This is a genomic window from Streptomyces sp. XD-27 (assembly GCF_030553055.1).
Lineage (GTDB): Bacteria > Actinomycetota > Actinomycetes > Streptomycetales > Streptomycetaceae > Streptomyces.
In genome coordinates, this window is sequence record NZ_CP130713.1 from 3763075 (window position 1) to 3787597 (window position 24523).

The 24523-nt window shown below is 73.8% G+C and carries 14 protein-coding genes, 4 tRNA genes and 4 pseudogenes; 13 read left to right on the forward strand and 9 right to left on the reverse strand.

Going from position 1 to position 24523, the window contains the following annotated elements; all coding sequences use genetic code 11:
• Positions 1-129: 129 nt before the first annotated feature.
• The 8 genes from Q3Y56_RS16060 (at position 130) to Q3Y56_RS16095 (ending at position 4635) form a co-directional block, all read left to right on the forward strand.
• Positions 130-201, forward strand: a tRNA-Gly gene (locus Q3Y56_RS16060).
• 46 nt (positions 202-247) lie between these two features.
• A tRNA-Gly gene (locus Q3Y56_RS16065) sits at positions 248-319 on the forward strand.
• A gap of 79 nt (positions 320-398) precedes the next feature.
• Positions 399-471, forward strand: a tRNA-Gly gene (locus Q3Y56_RS16070).
• A 212-nt stretch (positions 472-683) separates the two neighbouring features.
• A complete protein-coding gene (locus tag Q3Y56_RS16075) occupies positions 684-1625 on the forward strand; it encodes an ABC transporter ATP-binding protein (RefSeq protein ID WP_304462607.1) in 942 nt (313 codons plus the stop codon).
• On the forward strand, positions 1622-2419 hold the full coding sequence (locus Q3Y56_RS16080; protein ID WP_304462608.1) for an ABC transporter permease: 798 nt from the start codon (positions 1622-1624) through the stop codon (positions 2417-2419). The genes Q3Y56_RS16075 and Q3Y56_RS16080 overlap by 4 nt, the downstream gene beginning before the upstream one ends.
• Positions 2420-2494: 75 nt before the next feature.
• On the forward strand, positions 2495-3889 hold the full coding sequence (locus Q3Y56_RS16085) for a sensor histidine kinase (protein ID WP_304462609.1): 1395 nt from the start codon (positions 2495-2497) through the stop codon (positions 3887-3889).
• The gene (locus tag Q3Y56_RS16090; RefSeq protein WP_304462610.1) at positions 3889-4530 is read left to right on the forward strand and encodes a DNA-binding response regulator; all 642 of its coding nucleotides are present in this window, start codon (positions 3889-3891) and stop codon (positions 4528-4530) included. Before Q3Y56_RS16085 ends, Q3Y56_RS16090 begins: the two co-directional genes overlap by 1 nt.
• A gap of 32 nt (positions 4531-4562) precedes the next feature.
• A tRNA-Gly gene (locus tag Q3Y56_RS16095) sits at positions 4563-4635 on the forward strand.
• 86 nt (positions 4636-4721) lie between these two features.
• Here Q3Y56_RS16095 and Q3Y56_RS16100 read toward each other — a convergent pair.
• The 4 genes from Q3Y56_RS16100 to purD all read right to left on the reverse strand — a co-directional run bounded on the left by Q3Y56_RS16100 (position 4722) and on the right by purD (position 11335).
• Entirely contained in the window at positions 4722-5621 is a 900-nt protein-coding gene (locus tag Q3Y56_RS16100; RefSeq protein WP_304462611.1) for a phosphoribosylaminoimidazolesuccinocarboxamide synthase, read from the reverse strand.
• Positions 5622-5700: 79 nt separating this feature from the next.
• Positions 5701-7251 carry a N,N-dimethylformamidase beta subunit family domain-containing protein gene (locus Q3Y56_RS16105; protein ID WP_304462612.1) on the reverse strand — a complete coding sequence of 517 codons (1551 nt, stop codon included), beginning with the start codon at positions 7249-7251 and terminating at the stop codon, positions 5701-5703.
• A 328-nt stretch (positions 7252-7579) separates the two neighbouring features.
• Complete coding sequence (locus tag Q3Y56_RS16110) at positions 7580-9817, reverse strand: hypothetical protein (protein WP_304462613.1); 2238 nt, start codon at positions 9815-9817, stop codon at positions 7580-7582.
• Positions 9818-10078: 261 nt separating this feature from the next.
• On the reverse strand, positions 10079-11335 hold the full coding sequence (gene purD, locus Q3Y56_RS16115; protein WP_304462614.1) for a phosphoribosylamine--glycine ligase: 1257 nt from the start codon (positions 11333-11335) through the stop codon (positions 10079-10081).
• A 302-nt stretch (positions 11336-11637) separates the two neighbouring features.
• On the opposite strand from purD, the gene Q3Y56_RS16120 reads away from it, so the two are divergent.
• Positions 11638-12378, forward strand: coding sequence for an SLATT domain-containing protein (locus Q3Y56_RS16120; RefSeq protein ID WP_304462615.1), 741 nt, complete (start codon positions 11638-11640; stop codon positions 12376-12378).
• A gap of 143 nt (positions 12379-12521) precedes the next feature.
• Here Q3Y56_RS16120 and Q3Y56_RS16125 read toward each other — a convergent pair.
• The 3 genes and pseudogenes from Q3Y56_RS16125 to Q3Y56_RS16135 form a co-directional block, all read right to left on the reverse strand.
• Positions 12522-13174: pseudogene (locus tag Q3Y56_RS16125) on the reverse strand (hypothetical protein).
• Positions 13175-13278: 104 nt separating this feature from the next.
• Entirely contained in the window at positions 13279-14019 is a 741-nt protein-coding gene (locus tag Q3Y56_RS16130; RefSeq protein WP_304462616.1) for a GntR family transcriptional regulator, read from the reverse strand.
• Between the two features lie 213 nt (positions 14020-14232).
• Positions 14233-15596, reverse strand: a pseudogene (locus Q3Y56_RS16135) (aspartate aminotransferase family protein).
• 193 nt (positions 15597-15789) lie between these two features.
• Between Q3Y56_RS16135 and Q3Y56_RS16140 the strand changes: the two are divergent.
• The 4 genes and pseudogenes from Q3Y56_RS16140 to Q3Y56_RS16155 form a co-directional block, all read left to right on the forward strand.
• Positions 15790-16437, forward strand: a complete 648-nt coding sequence (locus Q3Y56_RS16140; RefSeq protein ID WP_304465638.1) for a DJ-1/PfpI family protein — start codon at positions 15790-15792, stop codon at positions 16435-16437.
• 68 nt (positions 16438-16505) lie between these two features.
• Complete coding sequence (locus tag Q3Y56_RS16145) at positions 16506-16982, forward strand: MarR family winged helix-turn-helix transcriptional regulator (protein ID WP_304465639.1); 477 nt, start codon at positions 16506-16508, stop codon at positions 16980-16982.
• A gap of 281 nt (positions 16983-17263) precedes the next feature.
• Positions 17264-18937 (forward strand): serine/threonine-protein kinase, encoded by a 1674-nt coding sequence (locus Q3Y56_RS16150; protein ID WP_304462617.1) that lies wholly within the window; start codon positions 17264-17266, stop codon positions 18935-18937.
• Between the two features lie 126 nt (positions 18938-19063).
• Positions 19064-19870 (forward strand): annotated as a pseudogene (locus Q3Y56_RS16155) (serine/threonine-protein kinase); the annotation flags it as partial.
• 2134 nt (positions 19871-22004) lie between these two features.
• Here Q3Y56_RS16155 and Q3Y56_RS16160 read toward each other — a convergent pair.
• Both Q3Y56_RS16160 and Q3Y56_RS16165 read right to left on the reverse strand, forming a co-directional pair.
• Complete coding sequence (locus tag Q3Y56_RS16160; protein ID WP_304465911.1) at positions 22005-22814, reverse strand: hypothetical protein; 810 nt, start codon at positions 22812-22814, stop codon at positions 22005-22007.
• A gap of 911 nt (positions 22815-23725) precedes the next feature.
• Positions 23726-24472: pseudogene (locus Q3Y56_RS16165) on the reverse strand (serine/threonine-protein kinase); the annotation flags it as partial.
• Between the last annotated feature and the right edge of the window lie 51 nt (positions 24473-24523).

Genomic DNA, 24523 nt, shown 5'->3' on the forward strand with positions numbered 1-24523 from the left:
GGTGAATTGCACCGCCCGTTCGGCATCGGCTCCGGCCTCCGGAGCCGAGTTGCGCGACGCCCCCGGTGATCCGCTAGAGTCTGGAGCACGCCGAGGGGCGAGGCCGAAAGGCAAAACCCCGAGGAACGCGCGGGTGTAGCTCAGTAGTAGAGCGCCCTCTTTCCAAGAGGGAGGCGCAGTGTGCGATCCCTGTCACCCGCTCTCATCACTTGCCGGATCTTGTTGATGGATCAGGCGAAGTGACGATGCGGGTGTAGCTCAGTAGTAGAGCGCCCCCTTTCCAAGGGGGAGGCGCAGTGTGCGATTCCTGTCACCCGCTCTCCGCCACGTGCCGGACCACCTCGGTGGATCAGGTATGGTGGTTCTCGCGCCGATCGGTGAAAGCTGGTCGGAGGCATGCGGACGTAGCTCAGTTGGTAGAGCGCAACCTTGCCAAGGTTGAGGTCGCGAGTTCGAGCCTCGTCGTCCGCTCTCTGGAGCGAAGGCCCCGGTCCTCAGGACCGGGGCCTTCGTCGTTTCGCGACCCTGATCCCATGGCAGCGGTCCCACGGCGCGGGGTCCCACGGCCGCACGGTCCCTTGGCACCTATTCCGTCGCGGTGGCGGCGAACCCATGACATCTGTCATCTCAAGTGATGACAGGCCGCACTGCCTTCCGGCCCTGGTCGCGGGGAGCCTTGAATCATGGAACACGGCGAGAATGTGATCGAGGCCACGGAGGTGTGGCGCAGGTACGACGGCGGCTTCGCGGCGGTGCGGGGCGTCTCCTTCTCCGTGGCGCGGGGGGAACTGTTCGCCCTGCTCGGGACGAACGGCGCGGGCAAGACCTCCACCGTCGAGCTGCTGGAGGGGCTCGCGCTGCCGGACGAGGGATCAGTGCGGCTGCTGGGACTCGATCCGCACCGGGAGCGCGCACAGGTGCGCCCGCGGATCGGGGTGATGCTTCAGGAAGGCGGCTTCCCTTCGGACCTGACCGCGGCGGAGACGGCACGGATGTGGGCGGGCTGCACCACCGGAGCCCGGCCGGTGACCGACGCACTGGAGGCGGTCGGGCTCGCGGAGCGGCGGGACGTCCGGGTCAAGCAGCTGTCCGGTGGCGAGCGGCGGCGGCTCGACCTGGCGCTGGCGCTGCTGGGTCGGCCCGACGTGTTGTTCCTGGACGAGCCGACGACCGGGCTCGACGCGGAGGGGCGGCGTGAGACCTGGGAACTGGTGCGGTCGTTGCGCGACAGCGGCACGACCGTCCTGCTGACCACCCACTATCTGGAGGAGGCCGAGGAACTGGCCGATCGGCTCGCGATCATGCACGAGGGACGGATAGCCGCGTCCGGCCGCGTTGCCGACGTCGTCGCGCGGTACCCCTCGCGCATCTCCTTCCAGCTGCCGGACTCCTCCGTGCTCGCGGACCTGCCGCCGCTTCCGGAGTGGGGGGTCACGGGCCATGAGATGGCCGGGCAGCAGGTGCGGCTGCTCACAGACGACCTTCAACGGACCGCCACCGGACTGCTGCTGTGGGCGCGGGACGCGGGGGTGGAGCTGGGCGGACTCGACGCTCGGTCGGCCTCGCTGGAAGAGGCGTTCCTGGACATCGCGAAGGAGCTGGAGATGGAGGGGAGCTCACGATGAGCGCGGAGGTAGTCACGGTGCGCGGCATGCGGCGGGCGAGCGGGACCGCGGCCCGGCTGAGGGCACTGGGCCGGGCCGAGCTGACACTGCTGCGGCGGAACAAGGCGGCCATGTTCACCGCGCTGGTGCTGCCCCTGACGTTCACCACGGCCATGAAATCCACCGTCGACGGACTGAACCTCAAGGAGGCGGGGCTCTCCCCGGAAACGGTGCTGCTGCCGGGCACGCTCGGATTCGTGCTGCTCTTCGGCATCTATGCCAACCTCGTGCCGGCGTATGTCGTGCGGCGGGACGAGCTGGTCCTCAAGCGGCTGCGCTGCGGGGAGCTGACCGACCGGGAGATCCTGGCCGGCACGGCACTGCCGTCGCTCGTCATCGCCCTGGTGCAGTGTCTGCTGGTGGCGGCGGGGGCTGCCCTGGTCCTGGACGTCGCGGCTCCTGAGGCACCGCACCTGGCGCTCGCCGGGGTGCTCTGCGGAATGGTGATGCTGGCGGCGCTGGCGGCCGCTACGGCCGGGGTGACCCGGTCCGCGGAGGGCGCCCAACTGAGCGTGATGCCGCTGCTGATGCTCTCGATGGCCGGCTCCGGGCTGGTCTTCCCGCTGGAGGTGCTGCCGGACCGGGTCGCCTCCGTGTGTGAGGTGCTGCCGCTGACGCCCGTGGTCGGGCTGATACGGGCCGGGTGGACCGGCGCCTCGGGCCAGACCCTGGGACAGCTGGTCACGGCGATGGTCTGGACTGGTGTCGCGGTGTTTGCTGTACGGCGGTGGTTCCGCTGGGAGCCGCGTCAGTGAGGGAGAGCCGCGGCAGGACGCTGACGCAGCGCTGATGGGGAGCGTGCGGCACTGGGGCAGGAGAGGGGCGACGGCGTGGCCGGACGGAAATGGCGCAGTAGGAGCAGGCTCGCGCAGGTCGACCTGTACACGCGAGGGACCCTGTACTCGTTCGCCTGGCTGGCTCCCGCCTGCACACTGCTGCTGCTCACCACGCTGCCGGTGCGCACGTCGGGAGCGCCCCTCACGCTGGTCTTGCTGGTCGCCGCGCTGGCCGTCGTGCAGGTCGTGTCCGGTACGGGGCTGATGCGCGGCGGGCTGGACCAGTATCTGAAGACCGGGACGGTCACCCGGCGGCAGGTGGTGACCGGGGCCGCGCTGCTGGCCGGGATGGTCGGATGGGTGCTGGCGCTGGCATCGGTCGGCGGGATAGAGGGCTCGGGGGTGATCGCGTCACTGCTGGCATCCGTCGCCATCCCCTTCCTTGGGGCACATGTCCTGATGGTGCCGGTGCGGACGGCGATGGCCGCACAGGTGGCCATCGCGGTCGTAGCCGGCGCCGGGCTGGCGGCGATCGGCAGCGGCATCCTGACCGCGGTGGGAGCGTCCCTGGTGATGCTGGTCATCGTCGGCTGGGTCGCCTTCACGGTCCGGTGTTCGGCATGGGTGCTGGCGGTGATGTGGGAGCTGGATGCTGCCCGGGGCGTCCAGGCCCGGCTGGCCGTGGCGGAGGAGCGGCTGCGCTTCGGCCGGGACATGCACGACGTTCTGGGCCGCAATCTCGCGGTGATCGCTCTCAAGAGCGAGCTGGCCGTCCAACTGGCGCATCGCGGGTCGGCGGCGGCCGTGGACCAGATGACCGAGGTGCAGCGCCTCGCGCAGGACTCCCAGCGGGAGGTGCGGGATGTGGTGCGCGGCTATCGGGAGGCCGATCTGCACACCGAGTTCGTGGGCGCCCGCTCGGTACTGCGGGCGGCCGGTGTGGACTGCCGGATCGACGACGGCGGCGAGCGGGACGGGGCCGCGGACAGCGCGCCGGGCGGGGCTGTGCTGCCGGGGGCGGTGCAGTCGGCGCTGGCGTGGGTCGTGCGGGAGGGGACGACGAATGTGCTGCGGCACTCAGAGGCCCGGCACTGCACGGTGCGGCTGCGGGTGGGGGACGCGGCGGTGCTGGTGATGGAGAACGACGGTGTGCGCGGCACCGGGGGCAGCGAACCGACCACGGGGAGCGGGGAGAGGGGCGGGGCCCCCGGAGGTGGGGGTGGCTCCGAAGGGGAGCCGGGCAGCGGGCTCAGGGGGCTGCAGGAGCGGCTGGCGGCGGTGGGCGGCACTGTGGGCATCGAGACCCTGTCCGGCGGCGTCTTCCGGCTCACGGCGGAGGTGCCGCTGGTGAACGGGGAATCGCCGGCCGACTCGTCGGCCCGGTTGTCAGGTGGATCGTCGGCCGGGCTGTCGGAGGCGGTCGTCGGGACGGAAGGCGGGGAGCGGTGATGGAGCGGACCGGCACAGCCGGCACAGGGCCTGGGGAGGTGCGGCTGCTGCTCGCGGACGACGAGCATCTGATCCGGGGTGCCCTGGCGGCGCTGTTGGCGCTGGAGGACGACTTGCGGGTGGTCGCCGAGGCCGCGACCGGGCCCGAGGCGCTGGCGATGGCGCGGGCGCACCGGCCTGATGTGGCGGTGCTGGATCTGCAGATGCCGGGCGCGGACGGTGTGGCGGTTGCCACATCGCTGCGGGCCGAGCTGCCCGACTGCCGGATCATGATCGTCACCAGTCATGGCCGCCCTGGCCACCTGAAGCGGGCGCTGGAGGCCGGGGTGCGCGGGTTCGTGCCGAAGACGGTGTCGGCGCAGCGGCTGGCGGAGATCATCCGCGCGGTGCACGGCGGAAGCCGTTACGTGGACCCCGAGTTGGCGGCGGACGCGATAAGCGCCGGGGACTCGCCGCTGTCCGTGCGGGAGGCGGAGTTGCTGGAGCTGGCGGAGGGTGGGGCGCCCGTCGCGGAGATCGCGCAGCGGGCGGCGCTGACGCCGGGAACGGTGCGCAATTACCTCTCGTCGGCCGTGGCGAAGCTGAACGCGGAGAATCGGCATGCGGCCGCGCGCATCGCACGCGAGCAAGGTTGGCTATAGTGGACTCCGCACCGCACGGAAGTGTGGGGCATGCGGACGTAGCTCAGTTGGTAGAGCGCAACCTTGCCAAGGTTGAGGTCGCGAGTTCGAGCCTCGTCGTCCGCTCTCGATTACGAAGGCCCCGGTCATCACGACCGGGGCCTTCGGCGTTCCCGGGGCAGGGCCCTCGGTGTTCCCGAGGGCCCGCGTTCCTAGGACCAGCGGGTGCCGGTGAGGCGCTCGTATGCCTCCAGGTACTTGGCGCGGGTCTGCTCGACGACGTCCGCCGGGAGCAGGGGCGGGGGCAGGGTGCCGTGGCGGTCCCAGCCGGAGGCCGGGGAGGTCAGCCAGTCGCGGACGAACTGCTTGTCGAAGGACGGCTGGGCGCGGCCCGGCTGCCACTGTTCCTCGGGCCAGAAGCGGGAGGAGTCGGGGGTCAGCACCTCGTCGGCGAGGATCAGCTGCTCGCCCTCGTGGCCGAACTCGAACTTGGTGTCGGCGAGGATGATGCCGCGGTCGCGCGCGATGTCCCGGGCCCGGCTGTAGACGGCGAGGGTGAGCTGGCGCAGGTGCGCGGCGGTCTCGGCGCCGACCTGGCGGGCGACCTCCTCGTAGGAGACGTTCTCGTCGTGCTCGCCGACCTCGGCCTTGGTGGCCGGGGTGAAGATCGGGGACGGCAGTTCGGAGCCGTTGACCAGGCCCTCGGGGAGGGCGAGCCCGCAGACGGTGCGGTCCCGCTGGTACTCGACGAGGCCGGAGCCGGTCAGATAGCCGCGGGCCACGCACTCGACCGGGATCATCTTCAGTGATCGGCAGATCATGGTGCGGCCGGCCCAGTCGGCGGGGGCGCCGTCGGGGACCTCGGTCGAGATCACATGGTTGGGGACGAGGTCGGCGAGCTGGTCGAACCACCACAGGGAGAGCCGGGTGAGGACGCGCCCCTTGTCGGGGATCTCGGTGGGCAGCACCCAGTCGTAGGCGGACATCCGGTCGCTGGCGACCATCACGAGGTCGCCGTTCTCGTTCCGGTAGAGGTCGCGCACCTTGCCGGTGTGCAGGTGCTCAAGGCCCGGCACCTCGACCGGTTCGGGCTTCTCTACGAATCCGGACACGGATCCTCCTGGGGGTTTCGACCAAGTGCTGTGATTGTCCCCCACGGCGCGGGGCGCCGGTGACACGGGTCCGCCCTGGTCACTCGCGTTTGCACATGCGGTCCAGCAGGTTCGCGGTGGCGCGCTGGATGCGCTCGTCGACGTGGCCGGGCCGGTCCAGCGCCGGTGACCAGGCGAAAGTGCCGGAGGCGAAGACGAGTGCGCCGCTGGGCGCGCGGTACAGCGAGGTCTCCTGGTGCCGTGCGGCGCCGTCCCCGTCGGCGTACGGCGAGTGGGCGAGGAGGATCCGCCGGGTGTGCTCGGGCAGGTTCGTCCGGGGGAAGTAGCGGTCGGCCTCGCCCGCCACCAGGCCGGGCAGTTCGTCTCCCTCCCCCGCGCCCGTTCCCTCCCACAGCCAGTGGTCGGCGTTGCGGACGACCAGCGGGTGCGGCTCGGGGACCCGTCCCGCGTACTGGATGCCGATCACTTCCTGCTCGGGCTCCGCCGTCTCCCGCCACAGCGCGGAGCGGCCCGGTCCGCGGCGCTTGCGGCAGGTCAGCAGCCGGTCCGGGCCGGCCGGTGAGGGTGCCAGCTCGACCTGCCAGTACATGGTGTTGGCGGACAGGAAGACCAGCGAGGTGCCGGTGTCGCGGGCGAGTTCGACCGTGCGGCGCATGGGAACCGACCAGTACTCGTCGTGGCCGGGGAAGACCAGGGCGCGGTAGCGGGCGGGGTCGATGCGACCGGCGTGCAGATCGCGGGTGTCGGCGTAGGCGAGGTCGTAGCCGTACCGCTCGGCCCAGCGGATGAAGTCGTAGGCGTGGCCCACGTGCAGGGGCAGGCCGGCGCCCGCGTACGGCCGGTCGAAGGAGACCGTGACCGCAGCGTCCTGCTCGCCGAGCAGCCGTCCGTGTTCGTCCCAGGCGTGGTAGAGGCTGGCGCCGGTGTGGCCGTCCTCGGGGTAGAGGTTGTACGCCTGCCAGGTGATGTCCGGGAGGACCAGCAGCAGATCGGCCGGATGGTCGTCGCGGACGGTGAACGGGATGTGGCTGCGGTAGCCGTCGGCGGTGGTCAGCACGGCGACGTAGGCGCCCAGCTGCCAGTACGAGGGGATCTGGAGCCGCCACGAGAGCCACCAGTGGTGGCAGGAGACGGTGCGGTCGGCGGTGAGCGGCGGCGGCTGGACGATGCCGGACAGCCGCGGGCTGGTGGTGATCTTCGCGGCGCCGTCCCCGGCGTAGTGCCCGATGCGGTAGACATCCACGCTGAACTGCTGCGGCGGGTCGACGGTGATGCGGAAGTCGATGGCTTCGCCGGGGGCGACCGCCGGGGTGGAGGTGAAGCCCTTGATCTGCCGGTGGACGTCGTCGGCGGTGCGCGGGCCGGAGACGCCGGGGCGGGGGGTGACGCGGCCGGTGCCCCGGGTCGTGGCGCGTGCGGCGCCGCCGGGGCCGGCGGCCGAGCGGGGCCCGGACACCGGGCCCGCCCCGGGGCCGTCGCCGTAGTCCACGTACCACGGCACGACATGGCCGGTGTCGTCGAAATAGTGCTCGCTTCCGCGCAGCCACGGCAGCGGTCCCTGACCGAAGGGGTCCGTCACCGCATGCGCGAGCGCCCCCGACTCCCAGCGCCGGATGTGCTCCGTCCCCATGCCCGCTCCCCTCCCGTTCTTCCCCTGGCGGCCCACGGCCCGCCCGTCCGCTTCTCGTCGCCCGCTTCCGTTCGGCCGCTCCCCGCTCGTCCCCGTGCAGATCCGCTCACTCTTCTGTCGGGCCGAGTACTGGCGGTCGACTACAAGCACATCACATAACGCACCCAGTCCATCACTGTTCGTCGCGAATTGGCGGGAGTGAACTTTCCCGGACACGGCGCGCAGGACATCCCCCACCACGCCGCGCGCGGCGCGGTGTCCCACGAGAACCTGCGACGCCTTGCGGTGGCCCGCTACGTCTCGCGGCTTTCCGCGGCGTCTCGCGGTCTCACGCCAGGCGCACGGGCTTCTCCGAGCGGACGCCGATCTCCGCCAGCCACGCGCGCAGCGGCCGGGCGTCGCCGTCCTCGACCAGGCTCAGCACCGGTGGCGCCAGGTCCGCCGCGCGGCGGCCGTCGACCAGCAGCACGGGCCCGTCCAGCCAGTCCAGGCCGGGTTCGGCACCCGCGGTGTCCACGGCGGCGCAGCAGACGATGGCGGTGACGTGGTCGGCGAGCAGCTCGCGTCCGGTGCGCGGCGGCTGGAGCGGGAAGAGCGGCATGTACCCGTCGAGCCACGGGTCGGCCATGGCCGGCGTCGCGCTCCGGCCGTGGCTGTCCGCCGGGCAGCCGGGGTCCGGCTCGTCCGCCGCCGCCTGGCTCGCCGCGCGCCGGGCCGCGGTCTCCTCGCGGGCCAGCTCGCCGGTCAGCCGCACGGCCAGCTCCTCCCCGGCGGCCGCTGCGGCGACGGCCGCGTGGGGTGTCGCCGCGCTTCCGCGCGCCGGGGCGGAGAGCCGGTCCATGACGCGGGCGAGGGTGGCCGTACGGACCTCCGGCGCGCCCGATCCGGCCCCGCGCCCGTCATGCCTGAGCGCTTCGCGCCGGAGCCCCTCGGAGGTGATTGCCCCGGAGGTGATGGCCCCGGACGCGATTCCTCCGGACGCGATTCCTCCGGGCGGGATCCCTTCGTGCCGGAGCTCCACGGATCCGAGGTCCACAGGCCCCAGGTCCACAGGCCCGAGGTCCACGCCCCGGAGCTCCTCGGGCAGGAGTGCCGCGGGCCGCCGGCCGGCCTGGTGGTCGCCGCGGCCCTCGCTCCGGAGCGGGGCGCGCTCGCGGCCGGGGGCATCGGGGGCGGGCTCGTCCAGCACGCGCAGCAGTCGCGCGGCCTCCAGCCGCCACTTGCGGTCCACCACCTGCTCCGGATAGTGCTCCCACTCGACCGGGGTCCAGCCCGGCCCCGGCTGGGGCGGGCCGCCGTGGAACAACCGGGCGGCCAGCAGCGAGGTCGCCTCGTCGACGGCCCCCGGCTCCTCCAGCAGGTCGCACGCGGGGCGCTCGCCGAGCCGGGAGGCGAAGCCCTCGGCCAGCCGGTCGCGGCGGGACAGCTCGGTCAGGGCCGAGACGACGCCCGCGTCCAGCTGCGAGGGCCAGCGGCCCATGCGCCAGGCGGGCAGCGCGACCCGGGTCAGCAGCCGGTCCCAGCCCGCGTAGGCCAGCCCCACCTGCTCCTGGGCGACGATCCGCAGGCCGTAGTCCACGTTCTGTGCGCGCTGGGAGGCGGCCGCGGCGACGCCGCGCTCCATCTCGGCCGCGTGGTCCCGGCAACGGCGCAGCAGCAGCCGGGCGACCCAGCCGACGAAGGCGAGGGCGGGACGGCGCAGCAAGCGCCCGAAGACGGCCGCCACGATGCGCCGGGCACGGCCGCCGCCCGCCGCTCCGTCCGTCCCCGCGCCGCGCGTCGGGGGGCCCGCCGGGAGGTCGGCGGCAGCGCCGTACGGCGTGTCTCCGGGGAAGCCCGGTGCCACCGGGCGCGAGCCGGTGCCCTGTGCCGCGACGGCCACCGCCGCGTCCAGGCCCCGCACGAACCGCCGGGCGGCGGCTATGTCGGGGTGCGCGGACGGCCCCGTACCCGCGACGACCGGTGCGAGCAGCGCGCGCAGCTCGGCGACGCGCATCCACCACAGGAAGGGTGAGCCGATCACCAGGACCGGGGCCTGGGGCGCCCGGCCGCGCCCGAAGGCCGTGAGGCCGCGCGTGGCCGCCGCTGCCGCGCCCGCGGCCGCCGGAACGCTCCGGCCCGCCGCCCCGGCCTTCGCGCCCGCCCTGGACCGGCCGTGCGCGCGATGCGTACGGTCCTCCAGCCAGCTGTCGCAGTCAGGGGTCAGCGCTATGGCGGACGGCGCGGGCACCTCCAGGCGGTCGGCGAGGTCGCGGACCAGTCGGTAGAGGTCGGGGGCCGATTCCTCGGGGATCGGCACGGTCGGGCTGAGGGCGGGCCTGGCCCGTACGACCACGGCGGCCACCGCGGCCGCCACCAGCAGCACCACCAGGGCCACGCCGGTCACCGCCCAGCGCACGGCGCTCCACCCCTCGCCGCCGCCGATCCGGCCGGTGGCGCTCGCCACCAGCAGCACCACGGCCGCGGCCGCGGGTAGAAGCGCCACGGCCAGCGCCGTGCCGCGGATCCGCAGCACTGCGAGCGCGCGGGCGCGCGCTGCCTGTGCTCCTGCTTCCGGACCTGCCACGAGTCTGATCACCCCCTACTGCCCTGCTGACGAGTGAGACAGCGGGCGCTTGGCGGCGTTGCTTCGTACTCCCCCACTGTCACACCGGTCCACGCTGTCGCAATGCCGGTGGGCCAGTTGCCGCAGCGCACCTGAGCGGCACATTAGTTGGGGCAACGGCGCCCGTCAGCAGGATGGCCAAGCGCTCACTCGATGGAATGGGATTGGCCGGAGCAGGCAACCATCGGGCCCGCCGACGCGTGCGTCGGCAGGCCCGTCGGATCAGCCGGAGGCTGCCTTCAGCGCGATGTCCGTGCGGTGGTGCGAGCCCGGGAGGGTGATGCGTCCGACGGCCCGGTACGCCCGCTCCCGCGCGGTCGCCAGGTCGGAACCGGTGGCGGTGACGGACAGCACCCGGCCGCCCGCGCTGACCACCTGCCCGGCGGCCTCGTCGCGCTTGGTGCCCGCGTGCAGGACGTACGCCTTGGGCCCGTCCTGCTCGGCCACCTCCTCCAGGCCGGAGATCGGGTCGCCGGTGCGCGGCGTGCCCGGGTAGTTGTGGGAGGCGATGACGACGGTCACCGCGGCGCCGTCGCTCCAGCGCAGCGGCGGCTCGGCGGCCAGGTTGCCGGTCGCGGCGTTGAGCAGCACGCTCGCCAGGGGGGTCTTGAGGCGAGCGAGGACGACCTGGGTCTCCGGGTCGCCGAAGCGGGCGTTGAACTCGATGACGCGCACGCCGCGCGAGGTGATCGCCAGACCGGCGTAGAGCAGGCCGGAGAAGGGCGTGCCGCGGCGGCGCAGTTCGTCGACGGTGGGCTGGAGGACGGTTTCCAGGACCTCGTCGACCAGCCGGGGGTCGGCCCAGGGCAGCGGGGAGTACGCGCCCATGCCGCCGGTGTTCGGGCCCTCGTCGGCGTCGTACGCGCGCTTGAAGTCCTGCGCGGGCTGGAGAGGCAGGACCGTCTCGCCGTCGGTGATGGCGAACAGCGACACCTCGGGGCCGTCCAGGAACTCCTCGATGACGACGCGTTCGCAGGCCAGGGCGTGGGCGCGGGCCTGCTCGACGTCGGACGTCACCACGACGCCCTTGCCGGCGGCGAGGCCGTCGTCCTTGACGACGTAGGGGGCGCCGAAGGCGTCGAGGGCCTCGTCGATCTCCTCCGGGGTGGTGCAGACGTAGGAGCGGGCGGTGGGCACCCCCGCCGACGCCATCACGTCCTTGGCGAACGCCTTGGAGCCTTCCAGCCGCGCGGCCTCCGCGGACGGCCCGAAGGCGGGGATGCCCCGGTCGCGCACCGCGTCCGCGACACCGGCGACGAGGGGGGCCTCCGGGCCGACGACCACGAGGTCCGCCTCCAGGGAGGCGGCGAGGTCGGCGACGGCGGCGCCGTCGACGGCGTCCACGGCGTGCAGGGTGGCCAGCTCGGCGATGCCGGCGTTGCCGGGGGCGCAGTGCAGGGCGGTGACGTCGGGGTCGAGGGACAGGGAGCGGCACAGGGCGTGTTCGCGGGCGCCGCCGCCGATGACGAGGACCTTCACGGGAGGCAGCCTATTGCCTCACCGGCCGGCCGATGGCGTGCGGGCTGCCCGGCGGCCGGTCCGACACCACCGCGTACGGCACGGCCGCGTACGGCGGACCCGCCAGGCGCGCCCGCGTACGGCACGACCGGGGGCGGGAAGCGTGGCGGTGTCCTCTTTCGAGTGAGGGTGGGGACGCCCCTATATCCGATCAGCCACCACTTACGGGCGGAAATATCCCGATCGCGGCGGTGAGGCCAACCGTTCGGCGGTAGGAATGGTGCCTCTCGTCGGAGAACGCAACCGCAGCAGGGAGCGCACGGGTGAGTCAGCCGGAGATGCAGCCCGAGGGGCCCCTGGAGCCGCCTCGGCAGGGACGCGGGAGGAAGCAGGGCGACCTGCTCGGTCGGCCCTTCCCGCTCGGCGACTGGGCCGAACCCGCCGAGCGCCTCGACGAGCTTTTCCGCTGGGCGGAAAACGATGCGCTGCGCGTGGCCGAGTGGTACCTCGCCGACCGGGTCTGGAAGCGGCGGACGGCGTTCGCCCTGCGGGTGGGGACCGGGGTCGCCGCGGTGGCGGGTGGAACCCTCCCGCTGCTGGACCTGAACGGGCTGGTGGCCGAGGGCGCGGGCTGGGGCTGCCTGGCGCTGCTGCTGGCGGTGGCGTGTGTCGCCTGCGATCGGTTCTTCGGGCTGACGTCGGGCTGGATGCGCGACGTGGCGACGGCGCAGGCGGTGCTCCGGCGGCTGGAGGCGCTGCGGTTCGACTGGGCGATGGAGAGCGTACGGGAGGTGCTGGGCCCCGCCGAGGGCACGGCGAGCGAGGCCGCGGACCGCTGTCTCGCCGTGCTGCGCCGGTTCTGCGAGGACGTCTCGGGGCTGGTCCGGGCCGAGACGGTCGGCTGGATGGCGGAGTTCGGGTCGGGTTCCGCGCCGCTGTACGCGCAGGCCCTCACGATGGGCGGGGCCCGCGTGGACGGCGAGGCTCCGGGCGGCCGCTTTCCGCCGCCGCCCGGCACCCGGCCGAACATGCCGCGCCAACGGCCGCCTGGGCCGACGCGTTGAGGACGGTCCGGGGTCGCGTCTCGCCGGTCGCGGCGGCCGGAGTCGTCGTCCTCGGCCGCCGCAGCCGAAGCGGCCGCCGGGTTACCCAGCCGCGTCACCCAGCCGCCAGCCGCCGGTCGCCGGTCGCCGGTCGCCGGTCGCCGTCAGCTGAACACGATCATGGAGCCCTGGCCCAGGCTGCGGGTCGCGGCCGCGTGCAGGCCGAGCCACACATGGCGCTCCCGGGCGAACGGGCTGTGGTCGTGCGGGAGCGGCTGCGCCGCCGGCTCCTCCAGGCCGGTGGGGCGGGCGGGGGGCGCGGGGGCGGCCGGCGGGTTGGCCGGGTCGATGCCGAGCACCGGGGCGACCGCCTGGAGCTCGCGCAGCAGACCGTGGCTGGAGCCCAGCGGCCCGCCCCCGCCATCAGTTCGTCGCTGGTCAGCGGCGCGGCGAAGTCGACGGGGACGTACGCCCCGGCGTGGTCGTAGTGCCACACCAGATGGGACTGCTGGGCCGTGGGCTCGAACATCTCCAGCAACTGCTCGTAGTCCCCGCCGAGTTCGTCCACCGGGGTGACCGCGAGTCCGCACAACTGCAGCAGGTAGGCGCGGCGCAGGAAGTGCAGCGCGTCGTAGTCGAAGCCCGCGACCGGGGCGACGTCCCCGGACAGCCCCGGCATGTAGCCGAAGACGGGTACGGGCGGGAGACCGGCTTCGCCGAGGACCTTGTCGTATTCCGCGATCTCCTCGGCGAACGGGTTGTCGGGGCTGTGGCACAGCACATCGACGAGGGGGACCAGCCAGAGGTCACATGCCACGTGATCTCACTCTCGCTCGGGGGCGGCCGTCGGGTGGAGGTCTGATGGTCGGGCCAGCGTAATGCCCCGCGCACGCTCCGCGAAGGGCGCCGGAGGGCCGGAATTCAGCCGCCGACCGCGCCGTCCGCCGGGCCGTCCACCGGAGTCGGACCGGCGGACGGTCCGGGGCACCCGGCCAGTTCCTCGATGAGCGCGAGCGAGTGCGCGTTGTACGCCGAGATGATCCGTTCCGCCGCGGCCGCGTCGGCGCGCGTGACGGCGTCGGTCAGATCGCCGTGCGCGGACCACAGCCGCCCGGACAGATCCGGTACGCCGCGCAGGTACGGGACGGTGAACACCCAGCACTGCACCCGCACCCGCTGCAGGAAGTCCGAGATATACGGATTGCCGACCAGGCCCGTCAGCTCGCGCCAGAACCGCAGGTCGTAGCCGATCAGGATGTCCAGGTCGCCGAGGCGGGCGGCGCGTTCGGCCTCCTCCGCGCGGCGCCGTACGGAGGCCAGGGCCTGCGGCGGGATCGAGGCCAGCACGTGCGCGGCGGAGCGCCGGAACATGCCCTCGACGATCAGCGCCCGCGCCTCGAGCATGGCGCGGAAGTCGTCCAGCGTGAACTCGTGGACGCGGAAGCCCCGGTGCTCCTCGACGTCCAGCAGCCCCTGCGAGCACAGGTCGATGAGGGCTTCGCGGACCGGGGTCGCCGAGACCCCGTACTGGTCGGCCATCTCCTTGACGGTGAACTGCCGGCCGGCCGGGAGCCTGCCCGAGAGCACCTCGTCGCACAGCGCGTCGGCGATCTGCTGACGCAGAGTGCTGCGCTTGACCTGGCTGCTGCCGGGCAGGGGCATCGACGACCGTCTCCTTTGACACTTTCGCGGCCGTCGTCGCGGATGTGCGCGACGGCCCACGCCTCACGATATGCGAGGGCCGTCGCGGGGAGTACGCCGTGGTCTACACCGCGCTACACCTTCACGGTTTCCCCAGATCTGCGGGTCAGGCCGTGTGAGACCTGCGGGTCAGACGGTGTGAGACCTGCGGTCGGGCCGTGTGAGACCCGCGGGTCAGACCGTGTGCGTGTCCGCGGCCGCCAGCGCCTCGTCGAGGATGGCGAGCCCTTCCTTGGCCTCGGTCTCGGTGACGGTGCACGGCGGCACGACGTGCGTGCGGTTCATGTTCACGAACGGCCACAGCCCGCGCTGCTTGCAGGCGGCCGCGAAGTCGGCCATGGGCTGGTTGGCGGGCCCGCTCGCGTTGTACGGGACGAGCGGCTCGCGCGTGGTGCGGTCCTTGACCAGTTCCACCGCCCAGAAGACGCCCAGGCCGCGCACCTCGCCCACCGACGGGTGCCGCTCGGCGAGCTCGCGCAGGCCGGGGCCGATGACCCGCTCGCCGATGTCGGCGGCGTTCTCCACGATCCGCTCCTCCGCCATGGCGTTGATCGTCGCGACGGCGGACGCGCAGGCGAGGGGGTGGCCGGAGTACGTCAGGCCGCCGGGGTACGGGCGCTGGTCGAAGGTGGCCGCGATCTCGGCGGAGATCGCGACGCCGCCCAGCGGGACGTAGCCGGAGTTGACGCCCTTGGCGAAGGTCAGCAGGTCGGGGGTGACGCCCCAGTGGTCGGCGGCGAACCAGCGGCCCGTCCGCCCGAAGCCCGCCATCACCTCGTCCAGGATGAAGACGATGCCGTACCGGTCGCAGATCTCGCGGACCCCGGCCAGGTAGCCGGGGGCGGGACCATGATCCCGGCGGTGCCCGGGACGGTCTCCAGGATGATCGCGGCGATGGTCTGCGGACCCTCGAAGGCGATGGTGTCCTCGAGGTGGCGCAGCGCGCGCTCGCACTCCTGCTCCTCGGTCTCGGCGTGGAACGGCGAGCGGTAGAGGAAAGGCGCCCAGAAGTGGACGACGCCCGCGGAGGCGGTGTCGGAGGGCCAGCGGCGCGGGTCGCCGGTGAGGTTGATCGCGGCGGCGGTGGCGCCGTGGTACGAGCGGTAGGCGGAGAGCACCTTGGTGCGTCCGGTGTGCAGCCGGGCCATGCGGACCGCGTTCTCCACCGCCTCGGCGCCGCCGTTGGTGAAGAAGATCTTGTCGAGGTCGCCGGGGGTGCGCTCGGCGACCAGGCGCGCCGCCTCGGACCGCACGTCCACGGCGAAGCCCGGGGCTATGGTGCACAGCTTCGCGGCCTGCTCCTGGACCGCGGCGACGACCCTCGGGTGCTGGTGGCCGATGTTGGTGTTGACCAGCTGGCAGGAGAAGTCGAGGTAGCGCCTCCCGTCGTAGTCCCAGAAGTACGAGCCCTCGGCGCCCGCGACGGCGAGCGGGTCGATGAGGCCCTGGGCGGACCAGGAGTGGAAGACGTGCGCGCGGTCGGCGGCCTTGACGGCGGCACCGGCGGCCGGGTCGGGGACCTGGGGGGAGACGGTCACGGGTTCGCACCTCGATCACTTGTGGACGGCTCCGCCCAGCGTACGAAGCGGTCGGCGCGGACCGGCACCGCCAACCTGTATGGCTTCGGCCACTTCGCTGGGCAGCGTGTCGGGTCGCCCCTGCCCCGCCCCGCTCCAGCCAATCGACATGGCAATTGACAGCATGCTGCCGAAAAGACAGAATGCTGTCATGATGGAAACGACAGAGCAGCGACAGCGACCGACCGTGCACGTGGCCGTCTACGACACGCTCGCGGACTGGGAGATCGGCTACGCGATCGCGCACCTGCGCGACACCAGCTACCACCGCGCGCCCCGTACCGGCTTCGCCGTCGCGACGGTGGGTCCGACCACCGAGCCGGTGACCACCATGGGCGGGCTGCGCATCGTTCCCGACCTCGCGATCGGCGACCTGCGCCCCCAGGACAGCGCGCTGCTGATCCTGGCCGGAGCCACGGCCTGGGACGCCGGTGACGCCAACGCGCCATTCGCCCGTGCCGCCCGCGCCTTCCTCGACGCGGGCGTCCCGGTCGCGGCGATCTGCGGCGCCACGGCAGGGCTGGCTGCCGAGGGACTGCTGGACGACCGGGACCACACGAGCGCGGCCGCCGGGTATCTGGCCGCCACCGGCTACCAGGGCGGCGACCGGTACCGCGAGGCGGCGGCCGTCACCGACCGGGGGCTGATCACGGCCGGCCCGACCGAACCGATCGCGTTCGCACGGGAGATCCTGGCCCAGCTCGACGTCTTCGAGCCGGAGGTACTCGACGCCTGGTACCGGCTCTTCGCGGCGTCGGACGCGAGCGCGTACGAGGTGCTGGCCGCGGCGGCGCAGCGGTGACGGACAAGCCGCTGAACGAGTCGGACGAGCAGTCCGCGGCGGGGACAGCGGGTGCGTCGGTCCCGGCGCTGCTCAGCCGTACCGCGCTCGGCGTCTTCCGGCTCAACGGCCAGTTCCTGTCCGTGTCGGAGGAGCTGGCCCGGCCCGCCGGGCTCACCGCGGCTCGCTGGCAGGTGCTCGGGGCGGTCCTGAGCGAGCCACTGCCCGTCGCCGCGATCGCCCGGGTCATGGGCATCACCCGGCAGAGCGTGCAGCGCGTTGCCGACCTGCTGGTGGCGGAGGGCCTGGCCGAGTACCGGCCCAACCCGGCCCACCGCCGCGCCAAGTTGCTCGCCCCCACCGAGCAGGGGCGGGAAGCGGTGCGCCGTATCGTCCCCGGGCACCAGGCCCTTGCGGAGCAGCTGTCCGAAGCGCTCGGCGGCGAGGCGGAGTTCCATCGCGTCATGGCCGCCGTGGAGGAGCTGTCCGGAGCACTGGACGCGCTCGCGGAGCGGCGGCAGCCGGACCAGGACGGCGCCGCGGCAGCGGGCTCTGGTCCGCCCTGATGCGCCGCCCTGATACGCGTCGGCGCAGGTCGGACCGGCGACCACCGGGCGGACTGACCCGGCGGGCGGCGGTCGGCGCACAGGGCGGGCTCACCCGCCGGGTGGCCGTGCGCGGAAGGCGGACCGGGCCACCGGGCGGCCTGCGCACAGGGCGGATCACCCGGCGGGCGGCCGGCGTGGAAGGCAGGCCGACCACCGGCCCCCGGGCGAGCCGGGGCCCCGGTTATCCTCCGGCAAGGACTTTCGGGGGACGAGGACATCGGGGGAAGGACACCGCCGTCATGGACAGGCTGGCGCCAGGGGATCCGCGCACGCTCGGTTCGTACCGGCTGCTCGGCCGGCTCGGTGCGGGCGGCATGGGCCGCGTCTACCTCGCCCGTTCCGATCGCGGGCGTACGGTCGCGGTCAAGCTCGTCCACCCGGACCTCGCCGGACAGGAGTCGTTCCGGCACCGGTTCCGGCAGGAGGTGGCCGCGGCGCGCCGGGTCGGCGGCGAGTGGACCGCGCCGGTGCTGGACGCCGACACCGAGGCCGAGGTGCCCTGGGTCGCCACCGGCTATATCGCCGGGCCCTCGCTGCAACGCGTCGCACGGGACTTCGGGCCGCTGCCCGAACGGTCCGTACGCGTGCTCGGCGCCGGTCTCGCCCGCGCGCTCCAGGCCATCCACGGGGCCGGGATCGTGCACCGGGACCTCAAGCCCTCCAACGTCCTGATCACCATCGACGGGCCGCGCGTCATCGACTTCGGCATCGCGCGCGCCCTGGACTCCGTCACCGACGGCGGGCTCACCCGTACCGGAGCGACCGTCGGCTCGCCCGGCTTCATGTCCCCCGAGCAGGTGCGCGGCGACCGCGTCACGCCCGCCAGCGACGTCTTCTGCCTGGGCTCGGTGCTGGCGTACGCGGCCTCCGGGCGGATGCCGTTCGGCGGCGAGTCCAGCGGGGTGCACGCGCTGATGTTCCGCATCGCGCAGGAGCAGCCGGACCTCACGGACGTACCGGAGGGACTGCGTCCGCTCATCTCCGCGTTCCTCGCCAAGGACCCGGCGGACCGGCCCACCCCCGAGGAGGTGGTGGACCGCACCGGAGTCGAGGGGCTGCTGGCGGATCTGCGGGCCACGGAGTCCTGGCTGCCGGGCGGCCTGGTCGCCCAGTTGGGGCGGCACGCGATACGACTGCTGGACGCGGAGGACCCCGACGTGGGCGGCGCGACACCTGCGGGCGGCGCGGCGCCTGCGGGCGGCATGGCGTCCCCCACAGCGATGACGCTGACCGGGTCGGGGCCGCGGCCGGGGACCCCGGTTGCCGCCGGGGACGGATGTCCCCCGGCCGACGCCGCCGACGCCGCCGGCGCCCCGACTCCGGCCGACCCCGCTCCCACGCCCACGCCCGGGCCCACTCCGGCGACTGCCCTCGGTGGACGGCCAGGGCGGTCCAGGGCGCCGCTGGTCATCGCCGCGGTGGTCGCCGCCGCCGCACTGGTCGGAGGCGGCGCCTACTACGTCGTCCAGCACCGGAACGACGCCGGGAACGGCGAGGCGGCGCAGGGTGGCGAAGCGTCATCGACGCCGGACGCCTCAGGTCATGTACCGAAGCGGTTCCTGGGCACATGGAACACCAGCTTCAGGACGCCCCAGGGGCACCAGACCCGACGGATCGTCATCAGCCAGGGACGAACCGGGGCGGACATCGCCACGATCACCGGCGAGGGCATGGACACGCTCGGGCGATACCGCTGCGTCTGGACCGCCGCCCTCACCGCGGAGGGTACGGCGGACGGCCCGCTCAAGCTGGGCCCGTCGGTCGTCACCGTCGCCGAGCCCAGCGGGTCCGCCTGCCAGTCCGGTGCGGCGAGCTATCTGACGATGCAACAAGAAGGCACGTTCCTGCGGGGTTTCATCGACACCGACAGGCAGTCCGGCGAGCAGTCCCTCACCTACTCGCGCGTCAAGTAACGGCCGCCCGCGGGCCGTTGAAACGCTTTGGATACGGAACCGGTAACGGATCGCCCACGTCGCCCCCATCGCTCTTCGCCGCCTCTATTCTCTGGCGAGGGTTGACAGGGGAAGGGGCACGAACGCATGGAAGACCTGGGGGCTGAGGACCCTCGCCGTATCGGCGAGTACCGGCTGCTGCGGCGGCTGGGCGCCGGTGGCATGGGCCGGGTGTTCCTGGCTCATTCGGCACGCGGCCGTACGGTCGCCGTCAAGCTCGTCCAGACGGAACTGGCCCAACAGGCCGAGTTCCGGCGGAGGTTCAAACAGGAGGTCAAGGCCGCCCAACGAGTCGGAGGCGACTGGACCGCCCCCGTGCTCGACGCCGACACCGAGGCCGACACCCCGTGGGTGGCCACGGGCTACATCGCCGGTCCCTCCCTGCACGAGGTCATCGCCGAGGGCCGCCGCCCGCTGCCCGAACGGTCCGTACGCATCCTCGGCAACGGGCTGACCCGCGCGTTACGGGACATCCACGCCGCCGGTCTCGTCCACCGCGACCTCAAGCCCTCCAACGTCCTGATCACCATCGACGGACCGCGCGTCATCGACTTCGGGATCGCCCGCGCGCTGGAGACGGTCACCGACGGCATCCTCACGCGCAGCGGCGCGGTCGTCGGCTCGCCCGGCTTCATGTCCCCGGAGCAGGTGCGCGGCGAGCGGGTCACCCCGGCCAGCGACGTCTTCTGCCTCGGCTCGGTGCTCGCGTTCGCGGGCACCGGACGGCAGCCCTTCGGCACCGCCGACAGCGGCGTGCACGCCGTGATGTACCGCATCGCCCAGGAGGAGCCGGACCTGGAGGGTCTGCCCGAGGGGCTGGAGGGCCTGGTCCGGGACTGTCTGCGCAAGGACGCCGCCGAGCGGCCCACGCTCGCGGAGCTGCTGGAGCGTACGGCCGCGCCCGAGGACGAGGGGACCGCCGCCGAACCGTGGCTGCCGGGCAGCCTCGTCGCCCAGCTCGGCCGGCACGCGGTGGAACTGCTCGACGCGGAGTCGCCCGCGGCCCCGACGGCCCTTGGCGCGCCCGGCCCGATGGCCGCGGGCACGCCCGCCCCGCCTGCCGTACCGCCGCGCGCACATGCGGCGTCCGGGGGGACGGTTCCGCTGCCGCCGACCGTGCCGCCCACGGCGGGCGGCACGCCTCCGCCGCCGTTGTCGGCCCCGGCGACCCCACCGCCGCCCTCGGGCCCGGCACCCTTGCCGCCGTCCTCGGGTCCGGCACCGTTTCCGTCGTCCTCGGGCCCGGGACCGTTTCCGTCGTCCTCGGGTCCGGGACCGTTTCCGTCGTCCTCGGGTCCGGCAGCGTTTCCGGCGTCCTCGGGCCCCGCGGCGCCTCCACGGCCCGCAGGCGCTCCGACGCCCCCGCCGCCATCGGGACCCGCGACGGCTCCGCCACCGGCCTCGGTGGCACCTCCCCCGCCGTCCGGCCCCGTCACCACGGCTCCGGCAGCGTCGGGGCCCGGGGCGCCCCCGTCCTCGTCGGGATCCGCGACGCCTCCGCCACCGGCCGCGCCGCCGCCGCCGACGTCCTTCCCGCTGGCCGCCCCGGCAGGACCGGCCACGCCCCCGGCACCGTCCGGAACGCCGGTGCGCACTCCATCCGGCGCGCCCGCGGCCGCGCCGTCGGCCTCGTCGTCCCCGTCGTCATCCTCGTCGGCGCCTCCGCCGGGTGCCTCGTCCGTACCGCCGGGCGCTGAGCCGTCGAGCACCGAGCCGTCGGCCTCACCCGCGGACCCAGCTCCCGCGGCCGCCGCTCCCGGACCCGCGCCCACGCCTGAGGCGCCCACCCCGGGATCGGCCCCGGCATCGACCCCGGCATCGGCCGCCGCGCCGGCCTCCACGCCTGCGCCTGAGCCTGCGCCTGAGCCTGCGCCGACGCCCGCCACTGCCGGATCCGCGCCCGCGGCAGGGGCGGGAGCGGGCGTCTTCGGGCCGCCGCAGGTCACGTCGTTCGAGACGACCGGGCACACGCCTCCAGGTGGCACCCCGCCCCTGGGCCCCGGCGCGCCCGGTGAACCCGGCGGCCCGTCCCCGGCGCCCCCCAAGCGCGGCAGGCGCAAGCTCGTCATCGTCTCGGCCGCCGTCGCGACGCTGCTGATCGCGGGCGTGGCCACGTTCGCCGTCACCCGTGGCGGCGACGACAAGGACAGCAAGGCGAAGGACCGGGACGGCCGCTCGTCCGCGGAACCCGCCCCCCGGACGCCCAGCGCGGGCAGCTCGCTCAGCCCCTCCGCGTCCGCGCCTCCCTCCGTCTCCGCCTCCGCCTCGGCGACGAAGCCCGTCACCACCGGAGACATCCCGGACGCGTATCTGGGCGCCTGGGAAGGGGAGATCCTGGAGGACGGCACCCCGACCGGCAAGATCCGCCGGATCGTCCTCACCCAGGGCACGATCGGCGCCGAGGTCGCCGACACCCTGACCTCCGCCAGCGACGCGTTCTGCCAGGAGTCGGGGACGCTCAAGTCGGTGGACAGTCTGCTGGTCATCGATTCGGAGGTGACCACCAGCGTTCCCCAGGACGGCTGTTCCGACCTCGGCGAGCAGACCCTCAAGCGACGCGAGGACGGCTCGATGGCCTGGGCCGACTCGGACAGCTCCGCCGAGGCCACGCTCCGCCCGTCGCCCACCGGCGACACCCCGATCCCGGATGACTTCCTGGGCACCTGGCAGGCGACCAACGTGTACGGGCGGGAGGACGCGACCCTCAAGCTCACCATCAGCCAGGGCGCCTACGGCACCGGCGTGGGCAAGACCGAGTGGAACAGCGACAGGGCCCACTGCGAGGGCATCGTGCGCCTCGTCTCCGTCGGCAGCGACCTGACGCTGAGCACGGAGGAGCTCACGAAGTCCGTACCCGTGGACCGCTGCAACGCCGAGAAGTCCCACACGTTCACCGCGTCCGGCGAGAACAAACTGCGCATGGAGTACAAGGACGAGGAATCCGACGAGGTGAAGACGCAGACCTTCACCCGCCTGAACTGACGGCGGCAGGCCGAAGCCCTGCCAGAGCCGCCAAGGGCGGCCAGGGCTAGGGCAGATGGCTGGTGAGCACCGTGCCGTCGTCGAACACCAGGCAGAGCGTCCCGCCGGCGGCCAGAACGATGGGCCGCATCTCGGTCCCTCGGCCGAGACGCGGCCAACCGCGAAAGCGGGCCGCCTTTCCGAGAGGCTGTCCGTTCGCGCGGGAGAAGGCTTGGACGCCGTCGTGGCCGATGACCAGGAAGTGGTCGCCCGCCAGCACGACGGCCCCGTCTCCGACCCCCTTCCGGCCGGTCCAACGGACCTCTCCGGAGCGGGGGTCCACCCCTCTCATGGTCGGTACGTTCACCTCGTCACGGGCGACCTCGACGGCGGGTCCGGCCTCGCCGACCGCGGCCACCGCCACCGGCAGCCGTCGGCGCTCCCCGAGCGTGCGGGCGTCGCGGACCTCCGTGCCTTCTCGCGCCGGAAGCTTGCAGAACAGCTCGTCACCCCGGACGACGAGCGGAGAGCAGGGCGTCGAGTCCCCCGCCTTCTCCCCGTCCGCGATGTCCAAGGCGATGCCGCGGGTCTGGCCCTGGAGGTGCAGCCGGTCGCCGACGAGCTCCAGAGTCTGGGGGAACACCCCCTTGTGGACCTTCTCCCACATCTTGTGTCCGTCCGACGCCCGGTACGCGCGGAAGAGCATGTTGCAGCCGGTGCCTGTGCCGCACGGTCCTTCGTAGCTGACGTAGACGATCCCGTCGGCGGCGGCCGCCCGCGAGGGGTCGAAGCCGGAGGCGCCCGCCCAGTGGGAGACGGGCTCGCCGTCGGAGAGCCGCAGGCCGACGATGCCGTCACCCTCCGCCGCGTACACCACGTCCCCGCCGATGACGGGGAGAAGTCCCTGAGCTGCGGGGCCGTCTCGTCGCGGTACCGCCACTTCCGCTCGCCGCTCGCGACGTCCAGCGCCTCGACTCCGTCGCCGACACCGCAGACCAGCAGGGTCGTGGAGAGCTGGCAGGCCGTCGGCCCGCCCGACAGCTTCCGGTGCCAGGGCGACCAGCCCTTGGGGCGACGGTCGGCGTCGAGAGCGGCGGCCCCCAGCTCGGCGGTCCTGGCGCCGATGTCCGTGCGGCTCGTCGTCACCTGTCCGACGAGGTCGCGCGGTACGGCGGCCTCGGGCTTGCCGGAGTCCTTGGTGCCGTTGTCCCACAGTCCGGGGAGGAACAGCGCACCCGCCAGCACACCGGCGGTGAGCCCCGCCACCGCGCCGACGGCGAGCTGGACCGCCGGCCGCCGACGGCGGCGGTCTCCGCCCTGTTCCGGCGAGCCGTTCCCGCGCTGTTCCGACGAGCGGTCTCCGCGCTGTCCCGGCGAGCCGTTCCCGCGCTGTTCCGGCCCGGCGCCGACCGGTGCCGGGGGAAGACCCCCGACTGCCGGGGGAAGACCGCCCACTGCCGGGGGGAGTCCGCCCACTGCCGGGGGGAGTCCGCCCGTACCGGGGACGTGCGCCGGATACGGCGGTGCCGGCACGCTCTGCCGACGCGCCTCGGCAGCCGCTGCCGCAACCGCCCGCCGGCGCTCGTCGGCCGCCGCGACGGCCTGCCGTACCTCCGTCCCGTACGTGCCGATGAGCCCCAGGACGCCCGGCGGCCACGGGAAGGGGCCGGTCCGGCTCACCGGCGAGGCGCCCGGACCGCGGGCGGTCGCGGCCTCGCCCGGCGTGCCGAGTTCCCGGATCAGCTGGTCGGAGGTCGGCCTCGCGCCGGGGTCCTGGCGCAGGCAGGAGGCGACGACCTCGTGCAACTCGGCGGGAACCCCGGAGAGATCCGCGTAGCCCTGCGCGATGCGGTGGACAACCGCGGCCAGTTCCCCGTCGTCGAACGGCCCGCGCCCGCACGCCGCGAAGCACAGCAGCGCCCCCAGGCAGAAGACATCGGAGGCGGCGGTCACCGCGCGCCCGCCCACCAGGTGCTCCGGGGACATGAAGCCCGGGGAGCCGACGACCAGGCCGGTCGCGGTCACGGCGGTGGCGTCGTATGCCTGGGCGATACCGAAATCGATGACTCTGGGGCCGTCGGCTCCCAGCAGCACGTTGGCGGGCTTCAGGTCGCGGTGCAGGATCCGCGCACCGTGAACGGCGCGCAGCCCGCGGGCCAGGTCCGCCCCCAGGGCCCGGACGGCATCCGGCGGGAGGGGGCCGCAGCGGGCGACCGCCTCGTGCAGCGACGGGCCGACGACGTACTCGGTGGCCAGCCAGGGCACGGCGGCGTCGGGGTCGGCGTCCAGGAGAGCGGCGGTGTACGGGCTGCGCACGGCTCGCGCCGCGTCGACCTCGCGGCGGAAGCGCAGCCGGAAGCCCGGGTCGTCCCCCATCTCCTGACGCATGGTCTTGACGGCGACCAGGCCATCACCGAGCGCATCACCGCCGGGCGCGCCACCACCAGGCGCACCACCACCGGTCGCGCCGCCGCCGAACGCGCCGCCGCCGGGCCGGCTGTCCGGCTGCTGCCGGGCCAGATGGACCGTACCCATGCCCCCCGAGCCCAAGGTGGCCAGCAACTCGTAGCTGCCCACCACGCGGGG

Coding starts and splice junctions, on each gene's coding strand:
- Q3Y56_RS16075 (WP_304462607.1), top strand. CDS start 684: ATGGAACACGGCGAGAATGTGATCGAGGCCACGGAGGTGTGGCGCAGG.
- Q3Y56_RS16080 (WP_304462608.1), top strand. CDS start 1,622: ATGAGCGCGGAGGTAGTCACGGTGCGCGGCATGCGGCGGGCGAGCGGG.
- Q3Y56_RS16090 (WP_304462610.1), top strand. CDS start 3,889: ATGGAGCGGACCGGCACAGCCGGCACAGGGCCTGGGGAGGTGCGGCTG.
- Q3Y56_RS16105 (WP_304462612.1), bottom strand. CDS start 7,251: ATGGGGACGGAGCACATCCGGCGCTGGGAGTCGGGGGCGCTCGCGCAT.
- Q3Y56_RS16130 (WP_304462616.1), bottom strand. CDS start 14,019: ATGCCCCTGCCCGGCAGCAGCCAGGTCAAGCGCAGCACTCTGCGTCAG.
- Q3Y56_RS16140 (WP_304465638.1), top strand. CDS start 15,790: ATGGAAACGACAGAGCAGCGACAGCGACCGACCGTGCACGTGGCCGTC.
- Q3Y56_RS16150 (WP_304462617.1), top strand. CDS start 17,264: ATGGACAGGCTGGCGCCAGGGGATCCGCGCACGCTCGGTTCGTACCGG.